This is a genomic window from Microcystis aeruginosa NIES-2549, assembly GCF_000981785.2.
Taxonomy (GTDB): Bacteria; Cyanobacteriota; Cyanobacteriia; order Cyanobacteriales; family Microcystaceae; genus Microcystis; species Microcystis aeruginosa_C.
Genome location: NZ_CP011304.1, coordinates 3,263,391 through 3,280,771, shown reverse-complemented (window position 1 = coordinate 3,280,771; position 17,381 = coordinate 3,263,391). Strand labels below are relative to the sequence as shown.

Genomic DNA, 17,381 nt, shown 5'->3' with positions numbered 1-17,381 from the left:
ACTTACTAATACAGAAAGATTGACTTGTCTTCCCCTGTTTACGGATTAGCCTTACATACCAGCAGTCCCCAACTAGGACTAGCCATCTCTAATTTCAGCGATGATAGTCGTCAACAAACTTGGGACTTAGACAGGGATTTATCGAACCTATTCCACCCCTATCTAAAACAGTTCCTGGCTCCGCAAAAATGGGCAGATTTAGCCTTTCTAGCCACCGCTAAGGGGCCGGGTAGCTTTACCAGTACCCGCATCGGTATAGTCACCGCTAGAACCCTAGCACAACAATTACAGCTACCGATTTTTACCGTCTCCAGTTTAGCGGCCTTTGCTTGGTCACAACGGGATTTTTACCCCGTCGATACCCATCTCGCCCTAGAAATGCCCGCCACTAGGGGACAATTGTATGTGGGCATCTATCGGGGTAATCGGGTTTATTTAGCTGATAGCCTGATGACTCCGGAACAATGGCAGCAGACTTTAGAAAACTTAACTATTCCCTATCAAAGATTAGCTACACCCAGCTATTTAGGCATAAATGCCCCCGATATCCTCGATTTAGCCTATTTGGACTGGCAAACGCGAAAACGCCCCCATTGGTCGGAGGCGCTCCCATTTTACGCGATGTGATTAGCAATTGCCTCTTTTTTTCAAACTATAACCAGCTAATCCGAGGGTTACTAATCCTAAAACTGCGCTAGGTTCGGGTACGGGTTCAACGGAATAAATCGCCACATTACGACTCACTTCATTGGCAACAATTAACAGGGGAGTACCATTAGGACTATCGGCAGCGGGGATAAATAATAATCCTTCGGGAGAGATATCGCCTAATTGCGAATCGTTGATATAATTAGCGAACAAAGGATTACTAGGGTTGGTGATATCATAAACCATGAAACCGCCAGCCCTTTCTATTCCCACAAAACTATAGAGACGATTCCTCACGCTTCCTACTGCTAAACCTTCCGGTTCTGGCCCACGGTTATCGCTACGACTATCGAAACTGCTAGGAGTGCCATCGGAATTAAAAATACTAGGAGTTAGGGGAGTTGTCGAAAAAGCCGCTAAAATTTGTTCAAAATCATCGCCACTATCGAAGACTTGGGACAGTCCATTAGTGACATTCCAAATCGAAAAAGAACGACCACCATAGGCAAAAAGTTGGCTATATTGACCTTGGTCGTTACGTCCGTCGATGGTGGAAACATCTAAACGGCCGAGATTTTGGGCTAATTGCAATTGGGCAGCATTAGGGAAAACAGTGGGGTCTAAAGTTAGAGTAGAAACTCGTCGGGCCTCATTTCTAGTATCCCCTTCATTGGCAGAAATTAAATAGGTTTGTCCGGCGATGGTAACGGTGGCAATCGTATCCGGCTGATATAAGCCAAAAACCGGCCAATTATTAATATTTACCCCTCCATCTTGATCGCTAGGATCCAAACCATTACCCGGTGCGTTAAAATTTTTGGCTCCTAGGGGTAAAATACTGGTGACTTGAGCGTTAACAATATTGACTATTGCAATAGCATTATTTTCCTGTAGAGACACCCATGCAGTGGTTCCATCGTCGGAAACGGTGATGTATTCTGGTTCCACATCTTGGGAAACCGTTTGACCGGGAAAAATACGGACTCCCTGACTTCTGAAAGTGTTCTCTTGACCATTAAAACTGGTAAAGGTAGCAGTGTTGACGGTGGGATTGAGAACACCAGCACTAAGATCAATAATACTAATAGAACCATCGGGATTGACACCATTAGCTGGTTCCCCCTCGTTAGCGACCAAAACCCGATTACCGTCAGGAGTAAAGGTTAACATATCTGGTAAAGCGCCCACAGTAACCTGACTCTGAAAGACACCATTAGTATCGAAAAATACTACACTGCCGTTATTGGTAATCGGATTAGCTTCCATGGCCAGGGCCACGATACCATTTTTGATGGCAACGCTGTTAACCCCCGCACCGTAGGAGCTAAGATCGAGCGATGATAAGGTAATAGGACTAGCGGGATTACTGATATCGGCAATATCTAGACGATTATTGGGACCGGTCACGAATAATCTGCGACTAGAGGGGTCATAAGCGGGAATTTCTGCCCCAAAATTATTTGTAGTATTGCCAAGACTGCTCAATCGGGTGATATTTAAAGCTGAGGCCGATTCGGTAACAATGTTGATACTGCCAGCAATTGACAGCAAGGTTAATAAAAATTTCCACTGGTGACGATAGATAGCCTGTATCATATTTTTAGCTGAAACCTTGCAAAAAAACGCTAAACAATAGCATTTTTTCAGCCCCAAGTTAAAGGAAGATTAAACAGGAGAGAAATTAAGGATATCTTCAAAATTTGGCCGAGAACAGTAAAAGCGAACTAGGAAAAGAGGCTCCTCGATCGATTTTTAGTTGAACGGCTGATTGTACCGGAGTGATAACATGGTTTAGTATAAGCTCGATCAATATGGAATCAAGACTCGTGTTATCTACTCTCCTAGCCGATTTCAAGATCATTTTTGAACGTGACCCCGCTGCCCGCAACTGGTTAGAGGTACTGTTTTGTTATCCTGGATTACAGGCTTTACTGTGCCATCGCTTCGCCCATTGGCTATATCAGATCGGGATTCCCTTTATTCCCCGTTTAATTTCCCATTTTGCCCGTTTTCTGACTGGTATCGAAATTCACCCCGGCGCCCAAATAGGTCAGGGTGTTTTTATCGACCATGGCATGGGAGTTGTCATCGGAGAAACCGCCATTATCGGTGATTATGCCCTCATCTATCAAGGAGTTACTTTAGGAGGGACGGGGAAAGAAAGCGGTAAACGTCATCCGACTCTAGGGGAAAATGTGGTCGTCGGCGCTGGGGCCAAGGTTTTAGGTAATATTTATCTGGGTAATAACGTTCGCGTCGGTGCTGGTTCTGTGGTGCTGCGCGATATTCCTGCCGATTGTACCGTTGTTGGTGTACCCGGTCGTTTAATCTATCGGGCCGGGACGCGGGTGCAACCTCTCGAACACGGTGATTTACCCGACTCGGAAGCGGTGGCTATTCGCGCTCTGGTGGACCGCATCGAACAACTGGAAAAACAAGTGTACGAATTGCGGCTAGAACGGTCAAAAGAACCAGATTATCGGATTAATTGCCCAGTTTTAGCCCATTTAGAAGAAGAAGAAGAAGCGAGTCATAGCTGTTGTCCTGGGGCCGATCGGGATATCCGCGATTTTCTCGAAAGAGCGGTTTATCCCCTGGAATCTTCTGATATGATAGAAGACTCGTTTTCTAGTAGCTGAAACCCATTCATCAAGGCTATGATTGTTAAGGACTACTTGGCACCGTCCGATGGCTCAAACTGACTCAATCCGTATCCGTGGCGCTCGACAACACAATCTCAAAAATGTTGATCTCGAATTACCCCGCAATCAGTTGATTGTTTTTACGGGAGTTTCGGGATCGGGCAAATCTTCCCTCGCTTTCGACACCATTTTTGCCGAGGGACAGCGCCGCTATGTGGAGTCCCTCAGCGCCTACGCACGGCAATTTTTAGGACAATTAGATAAACCCGATGTGGATGCGATCGAGGGTTTAAGTCCGGCTATTTCCATCGACCAAAAATCCACTTCCCACAATCCCCGCTCTAGTGTGGGAACTGTTACGGAAATTTACGATTACTTGCGTTTATTGTTCGGTCGTGCCGGTGAACCCCATTGTCCCCATTGTGATCGCAATATTGCCCCCCAAACCATCGATCAAATGTGCGATCGAGTGATGGAATTAGCCGATAAAACCCGGTTTCAAATCTTGGCCCCAGTAATTCGCGGCAAAAAAGGCACCCATAAGCAATTAATCTCTAGTTTGGCCTCCCAAGGCTTTGCCCGGGTGCGGATTGACGGCAAGGTAGTAGAATTATCCGAGGGCATCGAGTTAGATAAAAAACATCTTCATGATATTGAAATTGTTATCGATCGCCTGATCAAAAAAGAGGGTTTACAGGAAAGATTAGTGGATTCTTTAACCACTTGTTTAAAGCATTCCGACGGTGTAGCGATTGTGGAAATTCTCGATGAGAAGAACGAAGATAATCCCGAAGTTACCAAAGAAATTGTCTTTTCCGAAAAATTTGCCTGTCCCGAACACGGGGCAGTTATGGAAGAATTATCCCCCCGTTTATTCTCTTTTAATTCTCCCTATGGTGCTTGTCCCAACTGTCACGGATTGGGCAGTTTACGGAAATTTTCAGCAGATTTAGTCATTCCAGACCCGAAACAACCGGTTTATTCTGCTATTGCCCCCTGGTCAGATAAGGATAATTCCTACTATCTTTCTCTCCTCTACGGTTTAGGGCAAGCTTTAGGTTTTGAAATCCAAACTCCTTGGCAGAAACTAACAAAAACCCAGCAAGATATCATTCTCTATGGTAGTAAAGAACCGATCTATTTTGAAGATGATTACCGTTACGATACTGGTCGCGGTTACTATCGAGAATTTGCCGGAGTTATCAATATCTTAGATAGAAATTATCAAGAAACCACCTCGGAAGTTATCAAACAAAGACTAGAGAAATATATTGTTAACCAAACCTGCGAAGTTTGTCACGGAAAAAGATTAAAACCAGAAGCTTTATCGGTACGTTTAGGACAATATACGATCACGGATTTTACCAGAGTTCCCATTCGGGATTGTTTGCAGAGAATTAATGATTGTCATTTAACCCCAAGACAAGCATTAATTGGGGAATTAGCCATCAAAGAAATCAAAGCGAGACTACAATTTTTAATCGATGTGGGATTAGATTATCTTACCCTCGATCGACCGGCAATGACTTTATCTGGGGGAGAATCCCAACGAATTCGATTAGCCACCCAAATCGGTTCGGGATTAACAGGAGTCTTATACGTTCTCGATGAACCTAGCATCGGATTACACCAAAGAGATAATAGTAAACTGTTAGAAACCCTGCAAAGATTGCGAGATTTAGGTAATACTTTAATCGTCGTTGAACACGATGAAGAAACGATTCGGGCAGCCGATTATGTGGTCGATATCGGGCCGAAAGCGGGGATTCATGGCGGAGAAATCATCTGTCAAGGCAGTTTTAAAACCCTTTTAAAGTCCAAAAAATCGATAACAGGGGCCTACCTATCGGGACGCAAAGTTATTGAAACTCCTCACCAAAGAAGGTCTGGGAATGGTAATGCTTTAGTCTTAAAAAATTGCCATCAAAATAACCTAAGAAATATTGATGTAACGATTCCTTTAGGAAAATTAGTCTCGATTACGGGGGTATCTGGTTCGGGCAAATCTACCCTAATTAATGAGTTATTATATCCGGCTTTACAACATCATTTAACCCGTTTAACTCCCTTCCCCAAAGAGTTAGAGAAAGTGGAAGGATTGGACGCGGTTGATAAAGTAATTGTCATCGACCAATCACCGATAGGACGCACTCCTCGGTCAAATCCTGCTACCTATACGGGGGTTTTTGACATTATTCGCGAGATTTTCACCGAAACCATCGAAGCAAAAGCTAGGGGTTACAAAGCGGGGCAGTTTTCTTTTAATGTTAAGGGAGGACGCTGTGAAGCTTGCCTAGGCCAAGGGGTAAACGTCATCGAGATGAATTTTCTCCCCGATGTCTATGTGCAGTGTGATGTGTGTAAAGGGGCGCGTTATAATCGGGAAACCCTACAGGTTAAGTATAAAGGTTATTCGATCGCCGATGTCTTAGATATGACGATCGAGGAAGCATTAAAGGTCTTTGAAAATGTCCCCCGGGCCACCACCAGATTACAAACTCTCGTGGATGTGGGTTTAGGATACTGTAAACTCGGTCAAAGTGCGCCCACTTTATCCGGTGGGGAAGCGCAAAGGGTAAAATTAGCGGCCGAATTATCCCGACGGGCCACGGGAAAAACTCTATATTTGATCGATGAACCGACTACGGGTTTATCTTTTTATGATGTGCATCATCTCTTAGATGTGTTACAAAGATTGGTCGATAAAGGTAATTCGATTATCGTCATCGAACATAATCTCGACGTGATTCGCTGTAGCGATTGGATTATTGATTTGGGACCGGAAGGAGGGGACAAGGGAGGAGAATTAATCGCGGTGGGAACACCGGAAACCGTGGCTAAATGTGAAAAATCCTACACCGGTCATTATCTTGCCCAAGCATTACTTCAATATCCCCCAAAAAAGCGGGATAATATTAGGGAAGAACACAGAGATAATAAAGCCAATGATCAAGATTAGTATTTAACTCTTGTTCGCTTTTAATTTCCTGACCGGTTTTCCAAGAATAAATTTTAATCTCTTGAAAGTAAGACCTTAACTGTCTTAATTGTTCTTTGGGGGTGGCGTAATAATTTTGGAGACGAAAATTATGGGGTTCATCCCGAATAATTGCATAGTCAGCAGTCAATAACTGTTGGTAGCTAAGAGAGGGATTACAGGCACGCAAAATCACCCAGAGGACTAAATTTACATAGCTACTAAAAGGATTCAAACTAATCTTTTTTTTCCAATCGAATTCTGGGATAATTCCCTGAAGATTATGACTAGAAAAACAAAAATAACCACCCGCTTTACCGATGCGGCTAATTTCCTCTAAAACTAGAAAACGGTCAGCAGGGGAAATATAATCAATGCCATTAAAACTAAAGAGAATAAAATCAAAATAATTATCGGCAAATTGTTCTAGATTTCTAGCATCGGCCACTTGCCAGACTAAATGGGGGAATTTTTGACGACAAGCGGCGATCATTTCCGCAGAATAATCAACACCGATATATTCTCCCACAAGAGGGGCAAAATACTTCGTAGTTCGTCCCGCACCTACCCCTAAATCAAGCATTTTCATGGTTGATAAACGCTCTTGCAGCAGAGTTAAAATTGTCTTTTCTGCTGGCTGTAGTGCGGTTAATTGGGCATAATAACCGACAATACTAGGGTCTCTATAGGTTTGCTGATTTTTATCCTCAATCATTCTTGATCGCTCTTTCCTCATAATCTGGCTGTTTTTCTCTTACTAATAATTCACCTTCCCAACCGCCAATTACTTCTTCAAAAAAGCCTTCTTGCCATTGGCTAAATGTAGTTTTTTCTTCTTGTTCTTTTAGAGATATTGGCTGATAAACTAAGGTAACTTCTAAATCTGTGTTTTTAAGTTCAGGCGGTAAAGATATTTGTAATGTTCCATCTTCTCCTACATGGGTTTTAAAACTAATTGTTTTCATGGTTTCGGCTAAGGTTACTACTATCATAAGGATAGTGTGATATGTCCTCGTCTGACAAGGTGCGTCCCTTGGGGTCTTTTAACCATAAAGACATCTTCACCCCAAACAGTTTCGACATGGTAGAAATCACCATCGGATGAGAATGGTGATACATCCCACTCAAGACACCGTTACAGGGATCTATTCGAGATCGAACTCACGATGTTGCATAACCACGAGAAACTTGATATATTGGCAGTTGATAAATATTATTGAAAATTTACTGGCGGCATAAATATGTTATCAACTGATGTCAGACAAAAATCGATGATTAAGAGAATTGAGCAAGTTGTTTCTATTTTAATGGAAGACCGTCCTTTCTTTAAAGAGGAGCTTAATTATTCAGAAATAGTGAAACATTTGGTTGAATTATTTGAAAAAAATTTACCTTTTGAGGAATTTAACACTATGTCAGAGGCAGAATTGAAAGAGCATTGTAGCTTTATTATGTCCACAGAAATCCTGTCAAAAATTGGCGGTGATTTTACTCCTGAACAAATGGCTATTTTCGATGAAGCAATTAAGCGTAAATAGGTAATTATGAGTTATTTGTTAGATACTAATATCGTTTCTTTGATTATTAAGCGTGATCTTAAAGTTTATCAAAAAATTGAAGATGTCAAAGCTCAAAGAAAAAGTATCTTTATCAGTTGCATTACTTATTTTGAAATTAAGAGAGGATTTTTGGCAGTTGCTGCACCTAAACAAAGAGAAAGATTTAACAAACTTTCTCAGGATTATCAAATTATTTTATTAGATGATTTAGCTATTTTAGAAAAAGCAGCCGAAATTCATGCTGATCTTAGATTAAGAGGATTACCCATACAAACAGAAGATATTTTAATTGCTGCTACTGCTATAGTTAAAAGTTTAATTGTTGTTTCTAATGACAGTGATTTATTGAGGGTTGAAGGATTAAGTTTAGAGAATTGGGTAGAGTTATAAATTAAACCCAATCTTTAAGTCATCCGACATATTTTAATAGCTTGAGTCAGTAAAGACGTGCGTTACACTACGTTAACGCACCCTACAAAATTGGCTATGCACTAATGATACTATGAACGAGAATTGGCGGGACGGTGATTTTTCCTGTGTCACTATCAAAATTAGGAGAAAGTGGCCTAATATATATATGAGGGTGCTTATTTCCTATTAAAAACCGCCAACAACTCAATGAAAACTTTAAATCAGAATCCCTGGCAAGTAGAGGGAGGAGAAACCCTGCCTCTACTTTACGAAATCGATCAACATCTCTGGTTAGAGGAAACAATAAAAATCCTCAAGGAAAATCGCTTAGATGAATTAGATGTAATCCATTTAATTGAGGAATTAGAAAGCTTGAGTAAAAGAGATAAAAACCGAGTCAGTAGCTTACTTGAACAAGTGATCAGGCATTTATTACTTTTACAATATTGGACAACAGAAGCCGAAATAAATCGGAATCATTGGCGAGCGGAAATTATCAGTTTTCGCACTCAATTAAGAAAATATTTAACGACGAATTTACAGAATTATTTGGCTGAGGAATTACCGATAATCTATCAGGATGCTTTCGATTATGTTCAACAAAAAACTGGTTTTTCTGGCGATTTTCCCTCAGAATGTCCTTACAGTTTAGAGCAATTATTAGATAAAAATTGGTTCAACTGTGAAGATTAGACATTAAAAATGATAGAATTATCGAGGAAAGCCGTTCTAAAACGATGGGTTTTTTAACAGAAATTTGCGATAATAAGGTGCGCTTAAATTATCAACTGGGCATCAATGCAGATTTTTAGTTCTTTTGTCTCATCTACGGCGACTTTTGCCGAATTATCCCTACAAGCGGCCAAGGCCCCTGTTGATACCCTCACCGGTTGGTCATTAGAGGATCGGGATCCGCAAGTGATCGAAAAATTTGTCCCCCTTCTGGATTGGTTTTATCACCATTATTTTCGCGTTAAAACCGATGGTTGGGAAAATATTCCCCCCTCAGGACAAGTATTATTCATCGGCTCCCATAACGGCGGTTTAGCGGCTCCCGATATGTTTATGATGATGTATGATTGGTTTCAGCGCTTTGGCAGCGAGCGCTTAATCTATGGTTTGATGGATTCGCGAGTCTGGCGAGTTTTTCCATCCCAAGCTAATCTAGCGGCCCAAATGGGGGCCGTTCATGCACATCCGAAAATGGCGATTGCAGCTTTGAATAGTGGTGCTAGTGTACTAATTTATCCAGGAGGTGCTACGGATGTTTTCCGTCCCCACAGTTTAAGAAATAAAATTCATTTTGCCGGTAATCTAGCTTTTGTTAAACTAGCTTTACAGTACGAAGTGCCGATTATTCCCGCCATTTCCCACGGCGCTCACTCGACCCTGTTTGTCCTCGACGATATTTATCCTCAATTAAAAGAATTGCATAAACAGGGTATGCCTTGGCCCTTCGGTATTGACCCCGGGACCTGTCCCATCTATTTCGGTTTACCCTGGGGACTAGCTATCGGTCCCTTGCCGAATATTCCCTTACCTGTGCCGATACAGACGCGGGTTTGTCCCCCAATTATTTTTGAACGTTACGGCAAAAAAGCGGCCCGGGACCGCCGTTATGTACGCGAATGTTATGAGAAAGTCTGTTATTTGATGCAGCAACAACTCGATCAATTAGTGGCGGCCAATTCTCCCTGATACTATACAGGAAAGTGGGGACAGAGCGATCGCACTTGAGGATGGCTGCGGTCAAATTAACCCGCTTGTGAGATAATGAATTGTTTTGAGCAAAGTTATCAGTACAGAGTTTTCTCTTGAGATTTGACGATTATTTGGGGAATGCAGAAAATTATGAAACTATTACCCGCAGAATGCCAGCATTTACAAGACAAAGTAGCCATAGTAACCGGGGCCTCGCGAGGAATCGGTAAAGCGATCGCCTTGGAATTAGCCAGCCAGGGTGCTACTGTAGTGGTGAACTATGCTAAATCTAGCAGTGCTGCCGATGCCGTTGTCGAAGAAATTACCGCGGCTGGGGGAAAGGCAATCGCTCTACAAGCAGATGTGGCTAAAAGCGAAGAAGTGGATAATTTAGTGGACAGTACCAAGGAAAAATTCGGTCATATTGATGTCTTAGTTAATAATGCCGGTATTACCCGGGATACCCTAATGTTAAGAATGAAATTAGAAGACTGGCAAGCGGTCATCGATCTCAATTTAACCGGGGTTTTTCTCTGCACTCGCGCCGTCGGTAAATTGATGTTAAAACAGAAAAGCGGCCGCATAATTAACATCACTTCTGTATCCGGTTTGATGGGTAATCCGGGTCAATCTAATTACAGCGCCGCTAAAGCTGGTGTTATCGGTTTAACGAAAACTTTAGCCAAAGAATTTTCCAGTCGAGGCATTACTGTTAATGCCGTGGCCCCCGGCTTTATTGAAACCGATATGACTCATGACCTCAAAGCAGATGAAATTCTCAAATATATCCCCCTCTCCCGTTATGGAAAACCGGAAGAAGTAGCCGGAATGGTGCGTTTTTTAGCCGCCGATCCCGCCGCTATTTATATCACTGGTCAAGTCTTTAACGTCGATGGTGGTATGGTTATGGCTTAATTCAGTTATCAGTTATCAGTTATCAGTTATCAGATTAAAGTTTTAAGTTTTAAGTTTTAAATGGTATTATTCGCCGATCACTCTTTACTGATTACTGATTACTAATTACTAATTACTGTTCACTGATTACTGTTTACTGATAACTGAAAATGACTTACTGTTTAGGAATTATCAATCGTTTTGGCATTGTTATGGGGGCGGATTCTCGTACAAATGCGGGAGTCGATTATATCTCGGCCTATCGGAAATTATTTGATTTTTCGGTGTCGGGAGAAAGGGTAATTATGGTCTGCACATCCGGCAATTTATCGATTAGCCAAGGAGTGATTCACGAACTAAAAAGAGACCTGCACAATCAAGAGGATAAAAATCTCCATTCTCTGAATCATCTCTACGATATCGCCCACTATATCGGTGATAAAAGTCGTCAAGTACAAGCTAGGGAAAGAACTTGGCTAGAACAAGATAATATTGATTTTAAATGTAACTTTATTCTTGGGGGACAAATTAAAGGAGAAGACCAGCAATTATTCCTGATTTATCCCCAGGGAAATCATATTCAAGCCACCAAAGAAACGCCCTTTTTACAGATAGGTGAAACTAAATACGGTAAACCGATTCTCGATCGCACTATTACCTATGATACACCCCTAGAGGAAATGGCTAAATGTGCCTTACTTTCCATCGATTCGACCATGAAATCGAATATTTCCGTCGGACCGCCTATCTATTTGAGTATGTATGAAGCGAATAGCCTAAGCCTACGTCATAAGTTACAATTGCGCCTAGGAGATCCCTACCTAGCCAAAATGCGGAAACTCTGGGAGGATTACGTCCGGCAAGCTTTCGAGGCTATGCCCAATGTGGAATGGCATTATACTGATGAAGACCCCAAAGAGGATATCATAATAGATTAAGTAGCTCTTTTTAACTTAACTTTACAACTCGATGATCATTGTTACCTTGATGTTGGCAGGTAGTCTAGCTTGGTTTTTTAGTACCCTTGCTGGTGGGGGCAGTCCCCTGATTCTACTCCCCGTTTTAGGTTGGTTTCTCGATGCTGCCGTCATTCCTCCGGTTTTGACCACGGGGATGCTACTCGGTAACGTCCAACGCATGGGAATGTATTGGCGCGCCATTGACTGGCCCTCGACGGTGTGGTATTTACCCGGGGCAATTATGGGATCTACCCTCGGTGCTTTTGTCTTTGCCCATTTACAATTCAAATGGTTGCCGCTAGTTTTGGGAATTTTTCTGGTTTTCTCCTCGCTTAAACAATTATTTCCCCAAGAAGAAAATCCTTTTTTTGAGATTAAAACTTGGTATTTTATGCCCTCGGGATTTATCTACGCTTTCCTGTCGGGATTAGTCGGTAGTACCGGCCCGATGATGAACCTGTTTTATATCAACTATGGGCTAGTTAAAGAACCAATGGTGGCAACGAAATCCGTTCACATGGTAGTAGTTCATGTGGCCAAATTAATCGCCTACGCAGCCTTTGGAGTTTTACATCTGCCCTTTCTCGGTTACGGTTTATTATTAGGATTAGCGGCCTGGCCAGGTAATTGGTTAGGACAAAAAGTTTTAGAAAAAATGAGTCCCCAACAATTTAAACAAGCAGTGATGTTATTCGTTTCGATGAGTGGCCTATTGATGATCTGGCGAGAACGGGGCATCGTCTTTTAAAATTTTACTGACAAGGGGACAAATTTTGCTAGAATACTAGATGAAGGTGAATTGTATTAACCATGGCTAATACACCGATAACCGTTAAATTTGCTCCTTGATTAACCCCGCAACTGAAAATGACAGAAACCGCCAATTTTACCCTCGAACAAGGTTTAGAACGCTACCAACAGGGAGAAAGTGCCGCCAGTTTATTGCCCGAATTTAAAGAATTAAGCGATCGCACTCCTAAAAATGCCGCCGTTTGGTCCTGTTTGGCTTGGTTATATATGCTCACCGATAAACCGGAATTAGCCCTAAAAGCCGCCCAAAAAGCCGTTAAACTCGATAAAGTTTCCCCCCAAAACCGGATCAATTTGGTTTTAGCTATGTTGGAAACCAAAACCGCCGGAGTTAGGGAACATATCGAACTGGTGCAACAATTAATTAGTTTAAACAAAGAAGTTCGCCAAGAAGTGGATGAAAATATCGCCGATGGTTTAGCTAGAAAACCCGATTGGAAAAGTTTAGAACGCGTTAAAGTTTGGTTAAATGAATAAGAATATGGAATTATCAAAACAGTTATTACTCGGCTTAAAAGCCAATGATTTTCGGCATCCCATCGACCTAGAGGCCACTAATTCCCTTAAACAATTGCCTGGGTTAGATATAGCCGTAAGAAGTTTATTAGGTTCCGTTGCTGAGGAATTCTTTTACTTAAATAATATTGCTGCTAGTGTTTTGGTGGGAGAAAAACAATTACCCGACCTGCATAATCTCCTCCTAGAAGCTTGCCGAGTTCTCGACTTAGAACCACCTCAATTATACATTCAACAAAACCCCGTTCCTAACGCCTATACCTTCGCCATGCGCGGCAAAAAACCGTTTATGGTGATGCACACTTCCCTAATTGAAATGCTGACTCCCGCAGAAATTCAAGCGGTAATGGCCCACGAATTAGGTCATCTCAAATGTGAACACGGCGTTTATCTGACTTTAGCCAATATTATGGTCCTAGCGGCGGGATTACTGCCCAATTGGGGGACAATGTTAGCACGATCCCTACAGGAGAGAATGTTAGCATGGGTGCGCTGCGCCGAGTTTAGTTGCGATCGAGCGGCTTTATTGGCAGTTCAAGACCCAAAAATCGTCATGTCGGTGTTAATGAAGTTAGCCGGGGGTTCCCCCAGTCTCGCACCTTTATTAAATTTAGAGGCTTTTATCGATCAGGCCAAGTCCTACGATGCCGTCAGCACCTCGGAAATGGGCGAAATGTTAAAGGGTTTGCAAACCCAACAGTTAACCCATCCCCTCCCCGTCCTGCGTGCGCGAGAAATCGATCGTTGGGCCAGTTCCCCCGATTATCAAAATTTGTTAAAGGGGCCAAAAATAGGTTATAATGATAAAACTAATGCCAAGGGCGAATGGCGAAATTGGTAGACGCACCACACTCAAAATGTGGCGAGGCAGCCCCTCATGTCGGTTCGAGTCCGACTCCGCCCATTACATATAACTTAGCGACTATCTTACCTGCTAAAGTGAATCTCAGACTGATAGTTTTACCTTTTTCGTTTTTAAGGTTAACTCCCTTGTGTTCCCTTAACTCCGCTTATTTCTTGTCCCAAAACTTCAATAAGTCATTATACTCATCGAAATTACCTTGTCCCCGATTAAACTTTCTCCCATTTCTCTCCCATTTTTATTCAATGGTTGACTGGGAGAGAAATTCAGATAATGTAGTTGCCAGTTTTGAGATTGCTAAAGCGGTTCGAGTCCGCTAACCCCCATAGCATCTCCTCCATAGTTCCCCTTTTGCTTGGCGATTAGCTCAAGTCTTCTTGGGGAGACAATTAGCTAGGGTTTGCCGAAAAAGTTTTTCGTGGGAGCAGGGTGTAGGTTTTAGAGGGAGTCCTCTCGGAGTCTCCCCCAAACGAAAACTTCCTACCTCACCATTAAGATAACTGCTATCAATGATGTCTCGTACCTATCAAGCTACTGGAATCAATCTACAAGGAATGGCCTTCGGAGAGGCCGATCGCCTCTTAACTATTTTGACCGCCGAATATGGTTTAATTAGAGCCATTGCCCCCGGTGCGCGCAAGTATAAATCTTCCCTCCGGGGTAGAAGTGAACTATTTGTGGTCAATAATCTGTTAATAGTCGCAGGAAAATCCCTAGATAAGGTCGTTCAAGCCGAAACTATTGAATCTTATCCCAAATTAAGTCAAAATCTCGCCAAACTCACCGTTAGCCAATACCTCTGCGAACTGGTTTTGGCGATCGCCCTGAGTGAACAACCCCAGAGGGAATTATACGAATTAATCTGCGGCCATCTGGCCAGAATTGAAGTCCTCGACGAGAATCAATACATACTTCCCTATCTTTGTCAAGCAATTTTTCATTTCTTAATAATTGCCGGTTTAGTGCCGCAAGTCCATAACTGCCTGTTGACGGGAAAAGCTTTAATTGGGAACAATTGCCTAGGATTTAGTTTCGAGGCAGGGGGAATAATAGATCTAGCTGCCCTAACAGAAATAATCAACCCACCCAAAATCGATAGTAAACTGACGTTGCAAGAACTGCAATTACTGCAATGCCTAGGAAAAACCGATTTTCCCCCACCAGAAAACCTTGCCTCAGAACTAGCTTGGATTAACCTCGATCGCCTGCTGCGCCGCTATACTCAATATCATCTGGGAAAAACTTTTCGCTCCTCGGCATTAGTTGAGGGTTTATCTCCCTTAGAATTTTAAACAGATAGTAAAAGTTATCATAATGCAACTGTTTGACTCAGAAACTAGCGACGCTAATTCTAGCGACTCCTCCACACCTGTTTTTAATTCTTCCGATTCCTCACCGAGGCAATCCAACACAGAAACCATGAACCGCTTGCCTAAACGTGCGCCCAAATCCAATCCTAGTCAGGGTTTTGCCCCAGTGCTAAAAAACCCGCGCTTTCTCATTCTCTGGGCGGGGGGAATTTTTTCCCAATTAGCGGATAAATTCTATTTAGTCCTGATGATATCCCTAATTGCCACCCATTACCAAGAAGCCGATCAGTCGATTAGTGGCTGGGTATCGGCGATAATGATTGCTAATACAATTCCGGCGGTGTTAGTGGGTTCGGTGGCGGGTGTATATGTTGATAGATGGTTAAAAAAACAAGTTTTAGTTATTTCTAACCTTTTACGCGGGGCTTTTGTCCTCCTCATTCCCCTATTATTATGGTTAGTGCGCGAGCAAACTTTAGCCGTTCCCCTCGGTTGGTTGCCTGACGGTTTAAGAAATTGGCATTACCGGCTACAGGGAGAATTTAATTTACCCTTCGGTTTTTTCCTATTGTTAGTCATTACTTTTCTTGTCTCCACCCTAACCCAATTTTTTGCCCCCGCCGAACAATCTACCCTGCCATTAGTGGTAAAACGTCGTCATCTTCTACCGGCTAATTCCCTCAACACTTTAACCACCATGGCGGTATTAATTATCGGTTTTGCCATCGGTGAACCAGTATTAGCTTTTGCCGATAGCATTTTCGGCACGAGAGCCGGACAATTTGATATTGGCAAAGTGATGATTGTCGGTGCTTTTTATGTAATTGCTGGTTTAATTCTAATTATCCTACGAACTAACGAAAAATATGTTATTCCTACCGCAGAACAGCCCCATGTTTGGGAAGACATCCGCGACGGCATTCGTTACCTCAACAAAAATCATAAAGTTCGTAACGCTCTGATTCAATTAGTCATCTTATTCTGTATTTTTGCTGCTCTATCGGTATTAGCTGTCAGTATGGCGGAAAAACTACCCGGGTTAAAAGCTTCTCAATTCGGCTTTTTATTAGCCTCCTGTGGTGCAGGAATGGCAGTTAGTGCCATTACTTTGGGTTATTGGGGCCAAAAATTCTCCCACACCCAATTAAGTCTCTGGGGTTCCCTGGGTATGGCGGCAGCTTTAATCGGTTTATCTCTAGCCACAAAGAGTTTAATTTTAGCCTTCGCTATGACCGCTTTATTAGGGATTTTTGCCGCTTTAGTCGGGGTTCCCATGCAAACTACCCTACAGGCAGATACACCCCCTGAAATGCGCGGTAAAGTCTTTGGTTTAGAAAACAATGCCGTTAATATTGCCCTCTCTTTACCCCTAGCTGTCGCGGGTATCGCCGAAACTCAATTCGGACTCCGACCAGTACTATTAGCTTTAGCAGTTATGGCAGTTATCGGCGGCGGTTTTACTTGGTATGTTTCTGGCAATTTATCTAAAGATTAGCGAAACTTTTCAGTTATCAGTTATCAGTTATCAGTTATCAGTAGTTAGGAGTTAGGAGTCAGGAGTTAGGAGTCAGGAGTCAGGAGATTGAATAGAAAACGGGTTTCTTGAAGAAACCCGTTTTCTGGATCACCCTATTGCAGACAAAGAGCGAGCTAAGGTTAAGGCGGAATGTCTGCGCTTGTTAATTACTTTAAGGTTAGATGCGGCGAGAATGCAATTAATTTCTGGATTTATTGATACATATCTCAATCTTAATCCAGTGGAAGAGATACAATTCCAAGAAGAGATTAGCACATTTAGTCAACCCGTACAGGAGGGAGTTATGCAAATTACTACCAGTTGGATGCGTCAAGGTATCGAACAAGGTATCGAACGCGAAAAGACATTGATTCTTCGTCAACTTAAACGCAAGTTAGGGGAGATTAATCCTGCATTAGAAACTAAAATTATGCAGTTAAGTATTGATGATGTCGAAGCATTAGGAGAAGCTTTATTCGACTTCTCTGCGGTTGAAGATTTAATCAATTGGTTAAATACTTTAACAGATTAGCTCTTCCGTTAGCGATCGCCTTTTGGAGAAAACGGGTTTCTCAA

18 protein-coding genes and 1 tRNA gene are annotated in these 17,381 nt (G+C 42.4%); 16 read left to right on the top strand and 3 right to left on the bottom strand.

What is annotated here, in order from left to right; translation table 11 throughout:
• The first annotated feature begins 24 nt into the window (after positions 1-24).
• Positions 25-627 (top strand): tRNA (adenosine(37)-N6)-threonylcarbamoyltransferase complex dimerization subunit type 1 TsaB, encoded by a 603-nt coding sequence (gene tsaB / locus myaer_RS16090; RefSeq protein WP_046662842.1) that lies wholly within the window; start codon positions 25-27, stop codon positions 625-627.
• Here tsaB and myaer_RS16085 read toward each other — a convergent pair whose 3' ends face one another.
• Positions 628-2,244, bottom strand: a complete 1,617-nt coding sequence (locus myaer_RS16085) for a choice-of-anchor I family protein (protein ID WP_046662841.1) — start codon at positions 2,242-2,244, stop codon at positions 628-630.
• Positions 2,245-2,459: 215 nt separating this feature from the next.
• Between myaer_RS16085 and cysE the strand changes: the two genes are divergently transcribed.
• Positions 2,460-3,287, top strand: a complete 828-nt coding sequence (gene cysE, locus myaer_RS16080; RefSeq protein ID WP_046662840.1) for a serine O-acetyltransferase — start codon at positions 2,460-2,462, stop codon at positions 3,285-3,287.
• Positions 3,288-3,336: 49 nt separating this feature from the next.
• A complete protein-coding gene (gene uvrA, locus myaer_RS16075) occupies positions 3,337-6,249 on the top strand; it encodes an excinuclease ABC subunit UvrA (RefSeq protein WP_046662839.1) in 2,913 nt (970 codons plus the stop codon).
• Here uvrA and myaer_RS16070 read toward each other — a convergent pair.
• Positions 6,206-6,982, bottom strand: coding sequence for a class I SAM-dependent methyltransferase (locus myaer_RS16070; RefSeq protein WP_046662838.1), 777 nt, complete (start codon positions 6,980-6,982; stop codon positions 6,206-6,208). The genes uvrA and myaer_RS16070 overlap by 44 nt on opposite strands.
• Positions 6,975-7,232 (bottom strand): hypothetical protein, encoded by a 258-nt coding sequence (locus myaer_RS16065; RefSeq protein WP_046663813.1) that lies wholly within the window; start codon positions 7,230-7,232, stop codon positions 6,975-6,977. The genes myaer_RS16070 and myaer_RS16065 overlap by 8 nt, the downstream gene beginning before the upstream one ends.
• A 276-nt stretch (positions 7,233-7,508) precedes the next feature.
• Between myaer_RS16065 and myaer_RS16060 the strand changes: the two genes are divergently transcribed.
• From myaer_RS16060 to myaer_RS16000, 13 genes are all read left to right on the top strand, one after another.
• The gene (locus myaer_RS16060; protein WP_045362253.1) at positions 7,509-7,805 is read left to right on the top strand and encodes a hypothetical protein; all 297 of its coding nucleotides are present in this window, start codon (positions 7,509-7,511) and stop codon (positions 7,803-7,805) included.
• A 6-nt stretch (positions 7,806-7,811) separates the two neighbouring features.
• A complete protein-coding gene (locus myaer_RS16055; protein WP_046662837.1) occupies positions 7,812-8,216 on the top strand; it encodes a type II toxin-antitoxin system VapC family toxin in 405 nt (134 codons plus the stop codon).
• Between the two features lie 228 nt (positions 8,217-8,444).
• Positions 8,445-8,930 (top strand): DUF29 domain-containing protein, encoded by a 486-nt coding sequence (locus myaer_RS16050; protein WP_046662836.1) that lies wholly within the window; start codon positions 8,445-8,447, stop codon positions 8,928-8,930.
• A 105-nt stretch (positions 8,931-9,035) separates the two neighbouring features.
• Complete coding sequence (locus myaer_RS16045; protein WP_046662835.1) at positions 9,036-9,935, top strand: lysophospholipid acyltransferase family protein; 900 nt, start codon at positions 9,036-9,038, stop codon at positions 9,933-9,935.
• Between the two features lie 141 nt (positions 9,936-10,076).
• Positions 10,077-10,853 carry a 3-oxoacyl-[acyl-carrier-protein] reductase gene (fabG, locus tag myaer_RS16040; RefSeq protein WP_046662834.1) on the top strand — a complete coding sequence of 259 codons (777 nt, stop codon included), beginning with the start codon at positions 10,077-10,079 and terminating at the stop codon, positions 10,851-10,853.
• 149 nt (positions 10,854-11,002) lie between these two features.
• Positions 11,003-11,770 carry a peptidase gene (locus myaer_RS16035; RefSeq protein ID WP_046662833.1) on the top strand — a complete coding sequence of 256 codons (768 nt, stop codon included), beginning with the start codon at positions 11,003-11,005 and terminating at the stop codon, positions 11,768-11,770.
• Between the two features lie 31 nt (positions 11,771-11,801).
• Complete coding sequence (locus myaer_RS16030) at positions 11,802-12,539, top strand: sulfite exporter TauE/SafE family protein (RefSeq protein WP_002782846.1); 738 nt, start codon at positions 11,802-11,804, stop codon at positions 12,537-12,539.
• A gap of 119 nt (positions 12,540-12,658) precedes the next feature.
• Complete coding sequence (locus tag myaer_RS16025) at positions 12,659-13,078, top strand: tetratricopeptide repeat protein (RefSeq protein ID WP_004163592.1); 420 nt, start codon at positions 12,659-12,661, stop codon at positions 13,076-13,078.
• Positions 13,071-13,958 (top strand): M48 family metallopeptidase, encoded by an 888-nt coding sequence (locus myaer_RS16020; RefSeq protein ID WP_004163593.1) that lies wholly within the window; start codon positions 13,071-13,073, stop codon positions 13,956-13,958. Before myaer_RS16025 ends, myaer_RS16020 begins: the two co-directional genes overlap by 8 nt.
• Positions 13,937-14,021 (top strand) — tRNA-Leu (locus tag myaer_RS16015). The genes myaer_RS16020 and myaer_RS16015 overlap by 22 nt, the downstream gene beginning before the upstream one ends.
• 467 nt (positions 14,022-14,488) lie before the next feature.
• Positions 14,489-15,271, top strand: coding sequence for a DNA repair protein RecO (gene recO, locus myaer_RS16010; RefSeq protein ID WP_046662832.1), 783 nt, complete (start codon positions 14,489-14,491; stop codon positions 15,269-15,271).
• 22 nt (positions 15,272-15,293) lie between these two features.
• A complete protein-coding gene (locus tag myaer_RS16005; protein ID WP_046662831.1) occupies positions 15,294-16,784 on the top strand; it encodes an MFS transporter in 1,491 nt (496 codons plus the stop codon).
• A gap of 214 nt (positions 16,785-16,998) precedes the next feature.
• Complete coding sequence (locus myaer_RS16000) at positions 16,999-17,337, top strand: DUF4351 domain-containing protein (protein WP_235614757.1); 339 nt, start codon at positions 16,999-17,001, stop codon at positions 17,335-17,337.
• Positions 17,338-17,381: the final 44 nt, after the last annotated feature.

What these genes read in the sequence shown, in the direction of transcription:
- cysE (WP_046662840.1), top strand. Translation starts at nt 2,460, where the DNA reads ATGGAATCAAGACTCGTGTTATCTACTCTCCTAGCCGATTTCAAGATC.
- uvrA (WP_046662839.1), top strand. Translation starts at nt 3,337, where the DNA reads ATGGCTCAAACTGACTCAATCCGTATCCGTGGCGCTCGACAACACAAT.
- myaer_RS16035 (WP_046662833.1), top strand. Translation starts at nt 11,003, where the DNA reads ATGACTTACTGTTTAGGAATTATCAATCGTTTTGGCATTGTTATGGGG.
- myaer_RS16000 (WP_235614757.1), top strand. Translation starts at nt 16,999, where the DNA reads ATGCAATTAATTTCTGGATTTATTGATACATATCTCAATCTTAATCCA.
- myaer_RS16070 (WP_046662838.1), bottom strand. Translation starts at nt 6,982, where the DNA reads ATGATTGAGGATAAAAATCAGCAAACCTATAGAGACCCTAGTATTGTC.
- myaer_RS16020 (WP_004163593.1), top strand. Translation starts at nt 13,071, where the DNA reads ATGAATAAGAATATGGAATTATCAAAACAGTTATTACTCGGCTTAAAA.
- myaer_RS16025 (WP_004163592.1), top strand. Translation starts at nt 12,659, where the DNA reads ATGACAGAAACCGCCAATTTTACCCTCGAACAAGGTTTAGAACGCTAC.
- myaer_RS16065 (WP_046663813.1), bottom strand. Translation starts at nt 7,232, where the DNA reads ATGAAAACAATTAGTTTTAAAACCCATGTAGGAGAAGATGGAACATTA.
- myaer_RS16045 (WP_046662835.1), top strand. Translation starts at nt 9,036, where the DNA reads ATGCAGATTTTTAGTTCTTTTGTCTCATCTACGGCGACTTTTGCCGAA.
- myaer_RS16030 (WP_002782846.1), top strand. Translation starts at nt 11,802, where the DNA reads ATGATCATTGTTACCTTGATGTTGGCAGGTAGTCTAGCTTGGTTTTTT.
- myaer_RS16050 (WP_046662836.1), top strand. Translation starts at nt 8,445, where the DNA reads ATGAAAACTTTAAATCAGAATCCCTGGCAAGTAGAGGGAGGAGAAACC.
- myaer_RS16060 (WP_045362253.1), top strand. Translation starts at nt 7,509, where the DNA reads ATGTTATCAACTGATGTCAGACAAAAATCGATGATTAAGAGAATTGAG.
- fabG (WP_046662834.1), top strand. Translation starts at nt 10,077, where the DNA reads ATGCAGAAAATTATGAAACTATTACCCGCAGAATGCCAGCATTTACAA.
- recO (WP_046662832.1), top strand. Translation starts at nt 14,489, where the DNA reads ATGATGTCTCGTACCTATCAAGCTACTGGAATCAATCTACAAGGAATG.
- myaer_RS16085 (WP_046662841.1), bottom strand. Translation starts at nt 2,244, where the DNA reads ATGATACAGGCTATCTATCGTCACCAGTGGAAATTTTTATTAACCTTG.
- myaer_RS16055 (WP_046662837.1), top strand. Translation starts at nt 7,812, where the DNA reads ATGAGTTATTTGTTAGATACTAATATCGTTTCTTTGATTATTAAGCGT.
- myaer_RS16005 (WP_046662831.1), top strand. Translation starts at nt 15,294, where the DNA reads ATGCAACTGTTTGACTCAGAAACTAGCGACGCTAATTCTAGCGACTCC.